Below are 15,279 nucleotides of genomic sequence, written 5' to 3' on the forward strand. Positions count from 1 at the left end.
CCTGCCGAAACATGGCATAACAACAGGCAACCCGTGGTTGCTATAACGCATGCGCACAGGGAGACACATCGCAATGCACCCATTACTCAAACGTTCGCTGCTTTTTGTCGGCGCCATTATTGTGGTCGTTGCCCTCCTCACCTGGGGAATTGGGCTGGATACAATTAAGGCGCGTCAGGTTGACCTGATTTACCTCGGGCAACAGCATTTAATCCTGGTATTCTCATCCATGTTCTTTGCCCTGCTGATGGGTATTCCCAGCGGCATTTTGTTGAGCCGCCCGTCAGCACGCGGTATCGCTGAATACGTGATGCAAATCTTTAACGTCGGTAATACCCTGCCGCCGCTGGCCGTTCTGGCGCTGGCAATGGTGGTGATTGGTATCGGTGATACGCCTGCGATTATCGCCCTGTTCCTCGCCTCGCTGCTGCCGATAGTGCGAAACACCTATGCCGGACTGTGCTCGGTTCCGGCGTCGTTACTGGAAGCGGCTAATGGCATTGGGATGACGAAATGGCAGCGTCTGCGCCAGGTCGAACTTCCCAACGCCTGGCCGGTAATGCTCTCCGGGATCCGCATTGCCACCGCCATCAACGTGGGTACCGCCCCGCTGGCCTTCCTGATTGGTGCCAGCAGCTACGGCGAACTGATTTTTCCCGGTATCTACCTCAACGACTTCCCGACGCTGATCCTCGGCGCGGCGGCCACCGCCCTGTTTGCTCTGATCCTCGACACCCTGCTGGCTGCGCTGGGTCGCGTGATGAGTCCACATCTCGCTCGATAACAATAACAAGGAGCTTTTATGAGACTGATATCCAGCCTGACGGCGCTGTGTGCCGCGGCACTGTTCACCAGCCAGGCGATAGCGGCCCCGCTGATCCTGGCGACCAAGAGCTTTACCGAGCAGCACATTCTCTCGGCCATGACCGTCCAGTATTTGCAAAAGAAGGGGTTTCAGGTCCAGCCACAGACCAATATTGCCACGGTCATTTCCCGCAACGCGATGATCAACAAACAGATTGATATGACCTGGGAGTACACCGGCACGTCGTTAATCATTTTTAACCACATCAACAAGCGCATGTCGCCACAGGAGTCTTACGAGACGGTGAAACGCCTGGACGCTAAGCACGGTCTGGTATGGCTCAACCCTGCCGATATGAACAATACCTACGCCTTCGCCATGCAGCGTAAACGCGCCGAAGCGGAACACATCAACACCATGTCTGAAATGGTCGCAAAGATTGAGCAGATCCGTAAAACCGATCCTGATAAAAACTGGCTGCTGGGTCTGGACCTCGAATTTGCCGGACGCAGCGACGGGATGAAACCGCTGCAGGCGGCATACAACATGGAACTGGATCGCCCGCAGATCCGCCAGATGGACCCGGGCCTGGTCTATAACGCGGTGCGGGACGGTTTCGTCGATGCCGGGCTTATCTATACCACCGACGGGCGGGTAAAAGGCTTCGACCTGAAGGTGCTGGAAGATGATAAAGGCTTCTTCCCGAGCTATGCGGTCACTCCCGTGGTGCGTAAAGACACCCTTGACGCCAATCCGGGTCTGGAAGAGGCGCTGAATACTCTCTCCGCCCAGCTCAATAACGACGTTATCACCGAACTGAATAAGAAGGTGGATATCGACCATCAGTCACCGCAGCAGGTCGCCCGTGATTTCCTGCGTAGCAAACAGTTGCTGTAGGAGGCGCTATGGAGACGATTCACTACATTCTGGATAACTGGGACTATCTGTTAACCCTGACGCTGCAACACCTGTGGCTGGTGGCGCTGGCGGTTGGGCTAGCCATACTCATCGGCGTCCCTGTGGGGATTTTGATTGTCCGCCACAAATGGCTGGCGACGCCGGTGCTGGGGATTGCCACCATCGTGCTGACAATACCGTCCATTGCGCTGTTTGGCCTGATGATCCCGCTCTTTTCGCTGATCGGTCAGGGCATTGGTGCCCTGCCCGCTATCACGGCGGTGTTTCTCTACTCGTTGCTGCCAATTGTGCGTAATACCCATACCGCGCTGGACAGCCTGCCGCCGGGCCTGCGTGAAGCCGGACGCGGTATCGGGATGACCTTCTGGCAGCGTTTGCGCTGGGTTGAAATCCCGATGGCACTGCCGGTGATTTTTGGCGGCATCCGCACCGCCGTCGTGATGAACATCGGCGTGATGGCCATTGCCGCAGTGATTGGCGCTGGCGGTCTTGGCCTGCTGCTGCTTAATGGCATCGGCGGTAGCGATATTCGTATGTTAATTGCGGGTGCACTGATGATCTGTCTTTTAGCGATTGTGCTCGACTGGCTGCTGCATCGTCTGCAGGTCGTTCTGACTCCAAAGGGGATACGATAATGATAAAACTGGAAAACCTCACCAAACAATTTTCACAGAAACACGGCCAGAGCGTTAAGGCCGTCGACAACGTCAACCTCAACGTGCCTGAAGGGGAAATGTGCGTCCTCCTCGGCCCGTCAGGCTGTGGGAAAACCACCACCCTGAAGATGATTAACCGTCTGATCGCGCCAAGCAGCGGCACGATCCTGATTAACGGTGAAGACACCAGCGGGATGGATACCGTGACCCTGCGCCGCAATATTGGCTACGTTATTCAGCAGATTGGTCTGTTCCCGAACATGACCATTGAGGAGAACATCACCGTGGTGCCGCGCATGCTGGGCTGGGATAAAGCCCGATGTAAAACCCGCGCTGAAGAGCTGATGGATATGGTGGCCATGGACCCGCATAAATTTCTCAACCGCTATCCGCGTGAAATGTCCGGCGGTCAGCAGCAGCGTATCGGCGTGATCCGCGCCCTGGCGGCGGATCCTCCGGTACTGCTGATGGATGAACCGTTCGGTGCGGTGGACCCGATAAACCGCGAGGTGATCCAGAACCAGTTCCTGGAGATGCAGCGTAAACTGAAAAAGACCGTGATGCTGGTCAGCCATGACATCGACGAGGCCCTGAAGCTTGGGGATCGTATCGCCGTCTTCCGCCAGGGGCGTATTGTCCAGTGCGCCAGCCCGGACGAACTGCTGGCAAAACCGGCGAATGAGTTCGTCGGCTCGTTTGTCGGCCAGGACCGTACGCTCAAGCGTCTGCTGCTGGTATCGGCAGGCGATGTCACCGACCAGCAACCGACCCTCACCGTTCGGGGCTCTACCCTGCTTTCTGAGGCCTTTGCAACCATGGATGACAACGATATTCGCGCCATTACCGTCGTGGACGATCGGGGTAAACCGCTGGGCTTTGTGAAGCGTCGGGAAGCGCGTAATGCCAGCGGCACCTGTGCCGATATCCTGCATCCGTTCCGTATGACCGGCAAAGCGGAGGATAACCTGCGCGTGGTGCTTTCACGGTTGTATGAGAGCAACACCAGCTGGATGCCGATTGTCGACGAAGAGGGCCGCTATAACGGCGAGATCTCACAGGATTATATTGCCGAGTATCTCAGCTCCGGCCGTACGCGCCGGGCGCTGAATATTCACAGCGAGAGTTAAGCGAAAACACTCCGCCGGGCGGGCCAGACGTATGACGCTGACCTGCCCGGCGGCGCGCTCCACCACAGCGCATTTGCTCTGGCCGACACGGTTCATCGCACGCATACCTTTTGCTAACCCCGCGATTTCCCCTCACAATATTGTATCTCCCACGTTTAATTGCGGCCCATGCAACGTCTTCACGCTTATCCCGACATCCGCGCGATGTTTCGCAGACTGCTGATTGCCACCCTTACCGGCATACTGGCCGCGCTGGCCGTCGCGGTGTTCCGCCACAGCATGTATCTGCTGGAGTGGCTGTTTCTCAGTAACAACAGCGGCAGTCTGGTGAATGCCGCGGCGGCGTTATCCCCGTGGCGTCGCGCGCTCACGCCCGCGCTGGGAGGGCTGGCGGCGGGGTTACTGTTGTGGGGATGGCAGCGGCTTACAGCGCAACGTCCTCATGCGCCGACAGATTATATGGAAGCGCTGGAGACGGGTGACGGCCAGTTTGATTATGGCTCGAGCCTCGTAAAATCCCTTGCGTCACTGCTGGTTGTCTCCAGCGGGAGCGCCATCGGCCGCGAAGGTGCCATGATCCTGCTTGCGGCACTGGCCGCCTCCTTTTTCGCCCAACGCTTTACGCCGAAATCCGAATGGAAATTATGGATTGCCTGCGGAGCCGCGGCCGGGATGGCCAGCGCCTATCACGCGCCCCTGGCCGGCAGCCTGTTTATTGCCGAAATTCTGTTTGGCACGCTGATGCTGGCCTCGCTCGGGCCGGTGGTGATTGCGGCGGTGGTAGCCCTGCTTACCACGCGACTCTTAGCGCCCGGTGCCGGTACGCTCTATGACGTCCATCTGAGTGGCCTACTCAGTGCGACAGATTATGGCCTGCTTGTCGTGACAGGCCTGCTGGCGGGACTGTGCGGACCGCTGCTGATGTGGCTTATGGCGTTCAGCCATTCGTTATTTCTGCGTCTCAGGCTCTCGCCGCCCTGGCAACTGGCGCTCGGCGGAGCGATCGTCGGGCTGCTGTCGCTCCTGACGCCTGACGTGTGGGGGAATGGCTACAGCGTGGTTCAGGCTTTTCTGCTCGCCCCACCGCTGCTGTCCGTGATAGCAGGTGTATTTATCTGTAAATTGCTGGCGGTACTGGCAAGCAGTGGTTCTGGCGCGCCGGGCGGGGTTTTCACACCGACGTTGTTTGTCGGCATGGCCACAGGAATGCTGTTTGCACAACTCTTCGGGCTGTGGTTTCCGGGATCTGAAACGGTGATTTTGCTGGGGCTGGCAGGCATGGCGACGTTACTCGCCGCGACGACCCATGCGCCCATTATGTCTGCGTTGATGGTCTGTGAAATGACCGGGCAGTATTTTTTGCTGCCCGGTTTGCTGATTGCCTGCGTGATCGCGTCCGTCTTGTCGCGGACGTTACGCCACGACTCGATCTACGGACAACATGCGACCGAGGGAAGAGAGATCGATGTACTGCGCTAATTCACGCTGTTCGGCACGCGGCAGATAAGGCAGCTCGCCCACCAACGGTCCCGGCAGTTTTTTGCTCAGCACGTCGATGATTTCCGCGTAGTGCGCCAGGCCCGGGTTGATACGGTTTGCGACCCAGCCAATCAACGGCAATCCGTCATTGGCAATCGCCTGCGCCGTCAGAAGCGCATGGTTGATGCACCCTTCCTGAATACCGACCACCATGATCACCGGCAGTTGCTCCTGCACCACCCACTCAGAAAGCGGGCGCAGATCGTTCATCAGGCTGCGCCATCCGCCGGTACCTTCCACCACGACATGGTCGGCCATCTCGCTCAGGTTCGCCAGACCGTCGGACAACAGGGTGTAATTAATCAGACCGCTGTGCGCCACGCTGCTTTCATCTTCGCTTAAGGCAATGGGATTGATCGCGTGATATGGCAGTTCCAGTGACGAGACGCTTTGTAACACCAGGGCGTCTTTATTCCGCAATCCTTCGGGCGTCTCTTTACTGCCTTTTGCGACCGGTTTGTACCCTGCAACGCGTTTACCGCTTGCTGCCAGAGCCTGAAGCAACGCGCGGGATACAACGGTCTTGCCGACAGAGGTATCTGTACCCGTAACAAAGAAACGCTTAAGCATGACTCATTCCACCTCTTGGGTATGCTTCGAAAATATAAACCAGAGAAATAATTCAGTGGGGGAAGTCTACGGGATGCGTGCGCTACCCAGCTTGAGATAGCGCAATTTTTCGTACATCTGCGGAAAAGAGTTAACCCTGTAACAGGCGGATCAGCAGCGAGCCGTTATACATGGCGTCCTTGACCAGGGCTGCACCAGCCATGGTGCCCTGATTGGAAAACTGGGTGCTTTCCACGGCAATATTTTTGCTGTAGGCCGGGAGCGCCTGTTGATGAATACAGGCCGAGATAGCCGGGAAGAGGATTTCCGCCGCCTGACTCAGCGGTGAGCCAATCAGGATTTTTTGCGGGTTGAAGAGATTCACCATAATGGCCAGAATGCGGCCAACGTTATTCCCCACTCCGGTAATAATATCCTTTGCCAGCAGATCCCCCTGACGCGCTGCGGCGCAGAGTGAATCGACGGTCAACGGTTGTCCGTGCAGCGAAGAGCTCATGGACTGGCTGAGCCTGACCTGCGCCAGCTCCAGCACGCTTTCCACGCTGGCGATGGTTTCCAGACAGCCATGGTTTCCGCAGTAACAGCGCTTGCCGTAGGGATCGACCTGCGTGTGGCCGATTTCGACCAAGCTACTGCTTCCGGCATGCAGAAGGCGTCCGTCGGTGATGACGCCCGCCCCGACGTTATGGTCAATCACCACCTGAATCACGTCCCTTGCGCCGCGGGATGCGCCAAACAGCGCCTCCGCCATCGTCCAGGCGCTGATGTCATGCTGAATATAGACCGGCACGCCGGTGTGATTTTTCAGCACCTCGCCCAGCGGCATCTCTTTGACATCGTCGTAGAACGGCATGCGGTGCACGATTCCATTTTCGGTATCAATAATACCCGGCATGGTGATCGCAATAGCCGTTAAGCGTTCAAGGCGTTGCTGATGGCGAATAAAGAAGTGATCGATATGGGTGACAATGGCATCGAGGAGCGATTGTTCAGCCTCGAGCGGCAGTTCCAGCCGGTCTTCAACCACCAGCTTGCTGCTTAAATCGCGCAGGGCAAGGAAGATCTCTCCCCGGCTAATGCGCAGTGACAGGTAGTGCCACGCTTCGGTCTCCACCACCAGGCCGACCGCCGGACGGCCGCGGCTGCCCGGCTCCTGAATTTCCGTCTCCTGGACCAGGTGGGCTTCCAGCATTTCACGAACAATCTTGGTAATACTGGCAGGTGCCAGTTGTGCCAGGCGCGAAAGATCGATACGCGAAACCGGGCCAAGCTGATCAATCAGGCGATAAACCGCGCCAGCGTTGGTCTGCTTAATCTGATCAATGTGCCCTGGCTGACTATCAGCAACCACCTCGTACTCCCTTATTTTCGAGCATCGAAATAAACTGTGGGCTATGGTGAAGCACTTCAATGGCCGTCGTCAAATATTTACTTAGCCATGTGATTTACTGCACATTTTTACCCACTTTTCCCTCTAAATATTGTCCTGCAGAGGCGCTTAACAGCTGTGCTTTAAACCGCTGCGCTGCATGGCTCTGCTCATGATGTTTCGACCATACCAGCCACATTTCCGAAACAGCATCGTCTTCGGCGATAGCAACCCAGCGCATTTCACGCAATTGTACCCGTTTAAACGAGGCCGGAAGAATAGAGACACCCAGCCCCGCCGCGACAAGCCCAATGATGGTCATCGCTTCCCCGACTTCCTGCGTAATGATCGGGGCAAGATCGTAGCGTCGTAACAGGCCCAGAATATCGTCGTACAGACCGGTACCTACCTGCGGGTCGAAAAAAACAAACGGCTCTTTTGCCAGCTCTGCCAGCGTGACCGCCGAACGCGAGGCGAGCGGATGATCGTGCGGGATCATTGCCATTAACGGTTCGCGCAGAATAACCTGCCACGCCAGCGTATCCGGGAGTTGGGTGTTACGCATCAGACCTAAATCAAGAGAACCTTCATTCAGCGGAGCGATTTGCTCGCGGGTATTAATTTCGCGCGTCTGAATATGCACATCCGGAAAATGCCGGCGAAACGACGACAGGGTCTGCGAAACAGCGCTGATAAACGGTGCAGACGAGGTAAACCCAATCCGCAACTCTCCGGTTTCCCCGAGATAAAGCCGCTCTGCCCGGGCTGCCGCCTCATCCACCATACTGAGAATTTGTCGGCTGTCGGCCAGAAATTGCTTCCCGGCCGCCGTCAGGCTCACGCTGCGGTTGGTCCGTGCCAGAAGGCGCGCCCCGACCTGTTGCTCAAGGATCTGGATCTGCTGGCTTAGCGGGGGTTGTGAGATATTCAGTCTTGCCGCCGCGCGGCCAAAATGAAGCTCTTCAGCGACGGCGACAAAGTAGCGCAGATGACGCAGTTCGATATTCATATTTTTAAAGTATCATTTGAGATTATTAATATATTAGACAGAATATTTACATTTTCCTACTCTGATCGTGTGGTCATACCCGTCACCCGAAACCACGGGGATGTTTAAGCAAGGACATTGTGTGAGTCGTACATCTACCATTGATATCGATCCGGCCAGAGATATTGATGATTTACCCGCAGCATCGCAGCCGGTTCAGTTCATTAAACGTGGTACCCCCCAGTTCATGCGCGTCACGCTGGCGCTTTTCTCAGCGGGTCTGGCAACCTTCGCCCTGCTCTATTGTGTTCAGCCGATCCTGCCCGTTCTTTCCCATGAATTTGGCGTATCGCCTGCCAGCAGCAGTATTTCGCTCTCCATCTCTACCGGCATGCTGGCGATTGGTCTGCTTTTCACCGGGCCACTTTCCGACGCCATTGGCCGTAAACAGGTGATGGTTACCGCCCTGATGCTGGCTTCGATTTGTACGTTACTCTCCACGATGATGACCAGCTGGCACGGTATCCTGGTGATGCGCGCGTTAATTGGGTTATCCCTGAGCGGCGTGGCGGCGGTCGGGATGACCTATCTCAGCGAAGAGATCCACCCGAGCTTTGTCGCCTTCTCTATGGGGCTGTACATCAGCGGGAACTCGATTGGCGGAATGAGTGGACGTCTGCTGAGCGGGGTGTTTACGGACTTCTTTAACTGGCGTATTGCGCTGGCGGTGATCGGCTGCTTTGCCCTTGCGTCTGCGCTGATGTTCTGGAGAATCCTTCCGGAATCACGTCATTTTCGTTCCACCTCCCTGCGCCCGAAAACGCTGTTTATCAACTTCCGTCTGCACTGGCGTGACAAAGGGTTGCCGCTGCTGTTCCTGACCGGCTTTCTGCTGATGGGCTCATTCGTTACGTTGTTTAACTATATCGGCTATCGCCTGATGCTCTCCCCGTGGCACCTGAGCCAGGCGGTGGTGGGTCTGCTCTCTGTGGCGTATCTCACCGGCACGTGGAGTTCACCTAAAGCCGGAGCGATGACGGCCCGCTTTGGACGCGGTCCGGTTATGCTGGTCTCTACCGCCGTCATGCTGCTCGGCCTGTTGATGACCCTTTTCGCCTCCCTGTGGCTTATCTTCGCCGGGATGCTGCTTTTCTCTGCCGGTTTCTTCGCCGCTCACTCGGTGGCCAGCAGCTGGATTGGCCCACGCGCTCGCCGGGCTAAAGGCCAGGCGTCATCTTTGTATCTGTTCAGCTATTACCTCGGTTCCAGCTTTGCGGGGACGCTGGGTGGGGTGTTCTGGCATAACTATGGCTGGAACGGCGTAGGCGGTTTTATTGCGCTGATGCTCTGCGGGGCGCTGCTGGTAGGGACCCGTTTACACCAGCGGCTGCACTGATTCAGGGTTTGAAATCGAGCGTGTAGTTTTCCCCGATACGCTCATCAGGTACCACTGGGAGCACATGATCGTCACTGGCAGACTGTAAGGCCGCAATGGCGGCCTTACACAGCGCAGGATCGCTGCCTTTTACCACCTGAATGTGGGTCACATAGGTCGCGCCTTTGGGCTGGTGAATCTTCAACGAGCAGAGCTTCCCTTCATACTGCTCTGTGGTCGTCATCCTTTGTTTCACTGTTTCCACATACGCAAACGCCCATGCGTGCGCGGAGTCTTCTTCGGTGTTGAACGGGATCACGTCATGATGATGTGTCTGGCACCCCGTCAGCAACACTGCAATCCCTACACTCACAACCTTGTTCATTTTCCATCCGGTAGTCGTTTTTTTTAGGGTTATAGCACAGCGTTACTGAACGAAATAGCACCAAACTCTAAGGGGTAATGGCTTGGATTCAGGCGGGAATTTTGATACTACTCACTCTTCATGCCTGAAACATCGCCTTGCAAAGAGAAAACGAAATGAGCGAAAACAGCCATTACCAACAACTCACCCGCACCTTCCAGCGCCTCTCCCGTTTCTCCCACCTCTCCTCCATCGCCAGCTGGGATATGTTTACCATGATGCCGCCGGGAGGCAGTGCCGCGCGCGGTGAAGCGCTGGCCGAAATGAGCGTTCTGCAACACCAGATCCTGACCGATAAAAAGGTGGGTGAATGGCTGTCCGCCGCGGCCGGTGAGGACCTGAATGATATTGAACAAGCCAACCTGCGTGAAATGACGCGTCATTACCAGCAGGCGTCGCTGTTGCCGGAAGCGCTGGTGGAAGCCAAATCGCTGGCAGGCAGCAAATGTGAGCACGCCTGGCGTACCCAGCGCCCGGCCAATGACTGGCAGGGGTTTGCCGCCAACCTGAAAGAGGTCGTCAAACTGAGCCGCGAGGAGGCTCGTCTGCGTGCTGAAGCCAAAGGCTGCAGCCCTTACGACGCGCTGCTGGATATTTTCGAGCCGGACATGACCAGTGCGCGTCTGGACGTACTGTTCGCGGATATGAAATCCTGGCTGCCGGACCTGCTGGCAAACGTTGTGGAAAAACAGGCTCAGCAGTCGTTCGTTCCGCCGCAGGGCCCCTTCCCGACGGCAACGCAGCGTGAACTTGGGCTTGAAGCCATGAAGATGCTCGGCTTTGATTTTAACGGTGGTCGCCTGGACGTCAGTGCACACCCGTTCTGCGGTGGCGTGCCGGAAGATGTGCGCATCACCACGCGTTATGATGAGGACGAACTGCTCAGCGCGCTGTTTGGCGTGATCCACGAAACCGGACACGCGCGCTACGAGCAAAACCTGCCGCGAACGTGGGCCGGTCAACCTGTCTCTCTCGCCCGTTCAACGGCGATCCACGAATCCCAGAGCCTGTTCTTTGAGATGCAGCTGGGGCGCAGCGACGCTTTTCTTAAACATCTCCTCCCTGCGGTTCACGCCCGTTTTGGCAGTCAGGCGGCGTTCAGTGAAGAGAACTTTATTGCCTGGAACCAGCGCGTGAAACCGGGCTATATCCGCGTCGATGCCGACGAAGTCAGCTACCCGGCACATGTGGTGCTGCGCTATGAAATTGAACGTGCGCTGATCAATGGCGATATCGAGGTGGATGACATTCCGGCGCTGTGGGATGAGAAAATGCAGGCCTGGCTCGGGTTATCAACCAAAGATAACTACCGCAACGGCTGTATGCAGGACATTCACTGGACCGACGGCGGTTTTGGCTACTTCCCGTCCTACACGCTCGGCGCGATGTACGCCGCGCAATTGTTCCATGCGGCCAAAACGGCGCTGCCGGATCTGCAGTCCTCCATCGCTGAGGGCGATTTCTCCGCCCTGTTTGACTGGCTGCGTCAGAACATCTGGCAGCACGGTAGCCGCTTCACCACTTCGCAACTGATTACCCAGGCGACGGGTGAAGACCTGAATATCCGTTACTTCCGCGAGCATTTGACGTCCCGTTATCTGTAATCCAGCGGCCGGAGTACGCTCCGGCCGTTTTCCTTTTGCGCACCCTTTACCGCCCTTTGTACATTCCGTTACACGCCGATACCAATCACTCACGGAAACCCCGAATTTACAGGGATATAGTTCTTTCAACGGCCCCGCAGTGGGGTTAAATGAAAAACCAAATTCGAGGGTATGAACATGAAAAAAGTATTAGCTCTGGTTGTTGCCGCTGCTATGGGTCTGTCTTCTGCTGCGTTTGCTGCTGAAACCACTGCTGCACCGGCTGCTGCTGCTCCAGCTGCAACAACGACTGCTGCTCCGGCAAAAACCGTACACCACAAGAAACACCATAAAGCCGCTAAACCTGCTGCAGAGCAAAAAGCCCAGGCTGCTAAAAAACACCACAAAAAAGCCGTTAAACAAGATGCCGCTAAACCGGCTGTAGAGCAGAAAGCGCAGGCCGCTAAAAAGCACCACAAAAAAGCGACCAAACCTGCTGTAGAACAGAAAGCCCAGGCCGCTAAAAAGCATCACAAAAAAGCAGTAAAACACGAAGCTGCTAAACCAGCTGCACAGCCAGCTGCGTAAGAGTACAAGCTTAACCGTGCCTTTCGGGGCACGTTGGTAAACCGGCGCTGAACCGGAAAGGTCCAGCGCCGTTTTTTTTATCCGGAGGGCGTATGCTGCGGCGCTATCGGTTTGAGCTGATTCTTATCCTGCTTATTTTATGCGCGCTCATCGCAAGCCATTTTTATCTTTCCTGATCGTAGCACGCTGATTTTACTCCCACTTTAGCGCTGTCCCGTCTATAGTATTTTCATAGGGTTCACTTTTAATAATCATAATTGCCCCCACCAGAGTGTGATATGCGTAAATCTGTTGTGTTGTTACTGGGAACGTTTGGTCTTTTTTCTGGATTCTCACATGCGGATGATGGCGGTGATGAAACCATTAGCGCGAAAGAGCTTAAAACGCTGTTTTTCGGTCATGACGATCGTACGCGCGTCGCCGATCCTACCCAGGCACCCTGGGACGCTATCGGGCAACTGGAAACCGCCAGCGGTAATTTATGTACCGCTACGCTGATTACCCCACAACTTGCCCTGACGGCAGGCCACTGCCTGCTGACACCGCCAGACGGCAAGCCAGACAAAGCCGTTGCCCTGCGATTTGTGTCGCAAAAAGGGATGTGGCGTTATGAAATTCACGGTATTGAGGGACGGGTTGATGCTTCTCTCGGCAAACGTCTGAAGCCCGACGGTGACGGCTGGATAGTGCCTCCGTCAGCGGCATCCTGGGATTTTGGCCTGATCATTTTGCGCTACCCGCCCTCTGGCATTACCCCGCTTCCGTTATTTGACGGAGACAAAGTCGCGCTCACTGCCGCGCTGAAAGCCGCCGACCGTAAGGTGACGCAATCAGGCTACCCTGTCGATCATCTGGACGCGCTTTACACCCACACGGACTGTATTGTCACAGGATGGGCGCAAAACAGCGTGCTCTCACATCAGTGCGATACGTTACCCGGTGACAGCGGCTCGCCGCTGATGTTAAAAACGGATAACGGCTGGCAGCTGATTGGTGTTCAAAGCTCTGCGCCAGCGGCAAAAGACAGATGGCGTGCAGATAACCGGGCCTTAGCCGTGACCGGTTTTCGTGACAAGCTGGAAGCACTGGCGCAGCAGTAGCTCAGCACTGTCTGACCTGACGTAACGCCCTGATTGATTCAATCGGCATCGGCTGGCTGAACCAGAATCCCTGCAGCTGATCGCAGCCAGCCAGCCGTAACAATTTCATCTGCTTTTCGTTTTCCACCCCTTCAGCGACCACCGCCATGCCCAGGGCATTGGCGATCCTCACCGTGCCGCTCACCAGCGCCGCTGCCTGCTCATAGTTGTCCACCAGCCCGGCCAGTGATTTATCGATCTTAATGGTGTCGAAATTAAAACGCCGCAAATAGCCAATACTCGAATAGCCCGTGCCAAAATCATCCAGCGCCACCGCGGTGCCCAGTGCTTTAAGGTTGGCTATCGCCGTGCGGGCACGCTCGGGGTTTTCCAGCACATAGGTCTCCGTGACTTCGAGCTGGAGTCGCCTGGCCGGGAAACGGGTGCTTTCCAGAACCCAGGCCACTTTTTCTTCGAATTCAGGGTCGCGAAACTGCGCCGGGGAGATATTAACGGAGAGCTTCAATTCGCTGTACGGCTCCAGATCCTGGCAGGCACGCTGCAAAACAAACTGGCCCAGTTTGTAAATCAGCCCGCTCGTTTCCGCAATGGAAATGAAGGTATCCGGACCGAGTTCACCTTCCGGACGACGCGGCCAGCGAACCAGCGCTTCCACACTGCTCATTTTCTGACTGCGGGCGTCAATAATCGGCTGGTACCAGACCTCAAACTCGTCTCGCTCCAGTCCGTTACGGATCTGGTTTTCAATCGCAAGCTTGCGTTCCCGGGCGTTATTCAGCGCCGCGTCATAGTGGGTGACACGCCCTTTCCCGCTAATTTTGGAATGGTACATGGCGATATCGGCGCGGCGAAACAGCTCGGAACTGGTGCATTCAATCAGGGTTCCGCTGGCAATCCCGATGCTGGCACCGATATGAATGGTGCGCTCCCCCAGACGAATAGGGGTATTGAGAAAATCCAGTACGGATTCAGCAAAGGTGGTCGCCAGCGCTTCTGCCCCTTCATCGCCGATGGTCATGGCAAACTCATCGCCTCCCATGCGCGCCAGCATCCCGCCCGGTGGAACGCATTCATTCAGCGTTTTGGCGATGGTCACAATGAGATCGTCACCGACGCTGTGGCCGTAGATATCGTTGACGTCCTTGAAGCCATCCAGATCGATAAACACCACGCTTTTGACGTCAATATCGCCACGCAAACTCACACGGTCCAGCGCTTCAATGAGTGCGCGGCGGTTCGGCAGATGGCTTAGCCAGTCCGTTCTGGCGACCAGACGCGCCTGGCTTTCTCCGCGGGCCAGTTTGTACAGGCCCACACAGCTCACCATAATGAACAGCAGGATCAGCACCGATGCCAGCACCACTATCTGCGTAATATCGGATGATGCGGCCCGGGCCGCCTGCGCGCCAGGAAGGCGTGCCTGCCAGTTGAGGTACCCCAGTAACTCCCCTGCAGAACTGCGCAGCGGCATACTCAGACTGTTGATTTTATCCGGGGTAAAGTTGAGGTTATCAATCTGAAAGGTCTGCCCCAGATCGGATAATATGCCGCCATTCAAATGGCGGGTAATCACCAGATAGCGGCGTGTACCGTCGTTAACCTGCAATCGCCCGATCATTGGTCGGATCAGCCCTATTCCGACAAACGCGACGCCGTGACGCGTTCGGGTGATCCCGGCATAAATATTCTTCTGGCTGGGTAATTCATGTCCGTGCTGCTGAATAAGCGCTTGCAGGCCTTTGCCAAAAAAGTCGAGATTCGTCTCCGCAAAAGGCTGGCTTTGAAACGATCCCCAGATAACGTTGAAATGCTCATCCAGCACGAAAGTGCCGTCATAGAGGTTATTGACTTTAAAGCCCGCTCCCCAGGTGTTGTATAACCATTCGGTATCGAGCTTTGGGCGGTAGACCTCGCGTACCGCATCGTCCCAGACGGCATTATCAATCACCAGGGTCGAGACACGGTTAACCGACGTTTGTATAGCACCCTGCACGGAAAGCGTGGTGCGGTGCTCGTCAATTTCATTGGTTTTGGTGCTGATCAGGTGCAGAGATAAATAGAGCAGCGCGACAATGGAGATGATTAAGCCGATCCCCGCCATGAAGATCATGGCGAACAATGTTCTCGCGGTGGGAATATTGCGCCAGCTTAATGTGCGATACATTAGCCATCCTCTTCAATGTTTTGCTTTTTTTAAGAGTAATACAGGCAGCGAATTTCGCTGCCTGTAAATAATG

General features: G+C 55.9%; 14 protein-coding genes. 9 read left to right on the forward strand and 5 right to left on the reverse strand.

What is annotated here, in order from left to right; translation table 11 throughout:
- Window positions 1-73 precede the first annotated feature (73 nt).
- From osmY to clcB, 5 genes are all read left to right on the forward strand, one after another.
- Window positions 74-784 (forward strand): osmoprotectant ABC transporter permease OsmY, encoded by a 711-nt coding sequence (gene osmY, locus AM410_RS20335; protein WP_032681133.1) that lies wholly within the window; start codon window positions 74-76, stop codon window positions 782-784.
- An 18-nt stretch (window positions 785-802) separates the two neighbouring features.
- Window positions 803-1,702, forward strand: coding sequence for an osmoprotectant ABC transporter substrate-binding protein OsmX (osmX, locus tag AM410_RS20340; protein ID WP_079231099.1), 900 nt, complete (start codon window positions 803-805; stop codon window positions 1,700-1,702).
- 8 nt (window positions 1,703-1,710) lie between these two features.
- A complete protein-coding gene (osmW, locus tag AM410_RS20345) occupies window positions 1,711-2,358 on the forward strand; it encodes an osmoprotectant ABC transporter permease OsmW (protein ID WP_108648367.1) in 648 nt (215 codons plus the stop codon).
- On the forward strand, window positions 2,358-3,506 hold the full coding sequence (osmV, locus tag AM410_RS20350) for an osmoprotectant ABC transporter ATP-binding protein OsmV (protein WP_047357361.1): 1,149 nt from the start codon (window positions 2,358-2,360) through the stop codon (window positions 3,504-3,506). The genes osmW and osmV overlap by 1 nt, the downstream gene beginning before the upstream one ends.
- A 168-nt stretch (window positions 3,507-3,674) precedes the next feature.
- Window positions 3,675-4,985 carry a voltage-gated ClC-type chloride channel ClcB gene (gene clcB, locus AM410_RS20355; protein ID WP_108648369.1) on the forward strand — a complete coding sequence of 437 codons (1,311 nt, stop codon included), beginning with the start codon at window positions 3,675-3,677 and terminating at the stop codon, window positions 4,983-4,985.
- On the opposite strand, the gene bioD is transcribed toward clcB, so the two are convergent.
- From bioD to AM410_RS20370, 3 genes are all read right to left on the reverse strand, one after another.
- A complete protein-coding gene (bioD, locus tag AM410_RS20360; RefSeq protein ID WP_014169857.1) occupies window positions 4,920-5,615 on the reverse strand; it encodes a dethiobiotin synthase in 696 nt (231 codons plus the stop codon). The two genes, clcB and bioD, sit on opposite strands and share 66 nt — an antisense overlap.
- A 130-nt stretch (window positions 5,616-5,745) precedes the next feature.
- Entirely contained in the window at window positions 5,746-6,966 is a 1,221-nt protein-coding gene (gene mlc, locus AM410_RS20365; protein ID WP_040017347.1) for a sugar metabolism global transcriptional regulator Mlc, read from the reverse strand.
- A 94-nt stretch (window positions 6,967-7,060) separates the two neighbouring features.
- Window positions 7,061-7,993, reverse strand: a complete 933-nt coding sequence (locus tag AM410_RS20370) for a LysR family transcriptional regulator (RefSeq protein ID WP_020884287.1) — start codon at window positions 7,991-7,993, stop codon at window positions 7,061-7,063.
- 121 nt (window positions 7,994-8,114) lie between these two features.
- Here AM410_RS20370 and AM410_RS20375 point away from each other — a divergent pair, with 121 nt between their 5' ends.
- The gene (locus AM410_RS20375; protein ID WP_020884288.1) at window positions 8,115-9,368 is read left to right on the forward strand and encodes an MFS transporter; all 1,254 of its coding nucleotides are present in this window, start codon (window positions 8,115-8,117) and stop codon (window positions 9,366-9,368) included.
- A gap of 1 nt (window position 9,369) precedes the next feature.
- Here the strand turns inward: AM410_RS20375 and AM410_RS20380 are convergent, their stop codons facing one another.
- A complete protein-coding gene (locus AM410_RS20380) occupies window positions 9,370-9,732 on the reverse strand; it encodes a cell envelope integrity protein TolA (protein WP_108648371.1) in 363 nt (120 codons plus the stop codon).
- Between the two features lie 155 nt (window positions 9,733-9,887).
- Here AM410_RS20380 and AM410_RS20385 point away from each other — a divergent pair, with 155 nt between their 5' ends.
- From AM410_RS20385 to AM410_RS20395, 3 genes are all read left to right on the forward strand, one after another.
- Entirely contained in the window at window positions 9,888-11,375 is a 1,488-nt protein-coding gene (locus AM410_RS20385; protein ID WP_108648373.1) for a carboxypeptidase M32, read from the forward strand.
- A gap of 177 nt (window positions 11,376-11,552) precedes the next feature.
- Window positions 11,553-11,942, forward strand: coding sequence for an acid resistance repetitive basic protein Asr (asr, locus tag AM410_RS20390; protein ID WP_032670412.1), 390 nt, complete (start codon window positions 11,553-11,555; stop codon window positions 11,940-11,942).
- A gap of 278 nt (window positions 11,943-12,220) precedes the next feature.
- A complete protein-coding gene (locus AM410_RS20395) occupies window positions 12,221-13,042 on the forward strand; it encodes a trypsin-like serine peptidase (protein ID WP_108648375.1) in 822 nt (273 codons plus the stop codon).
- Window position 13,043: 1 nt separating this feature from the next.
- Here the strand turns inward: AM410_RS20395 and AM410_RS20400 are convergent, their stop codons facing one another.
- Window positions 13,044-15,206 (reverse strand): bifunctional diguanylate cyclase/phosphodiesterase, encoded by a 2,163-nt coding sequence (locus tag AM410_RS20400; RefSeq protein ID WP_108648377.1) that lies wholly within the window; start codon window positions 15,204-15,206, stop codon window positions 13,044-13,046.
- Window positions 15,207-15,279 lie beyond the last annotated feature (73 nt).

Source organism: Enterobacter cloacae complex sp. FDA-CDC-AR_0164, from assembly GCF_003071645.1.
Classification (GTDB): Bacteria; Pseudomonadota; Gammaproteobacteria; order Enterobacterales; family Enterobacteriaceae; genus Enterobacter; species Enterobacter ludwigii.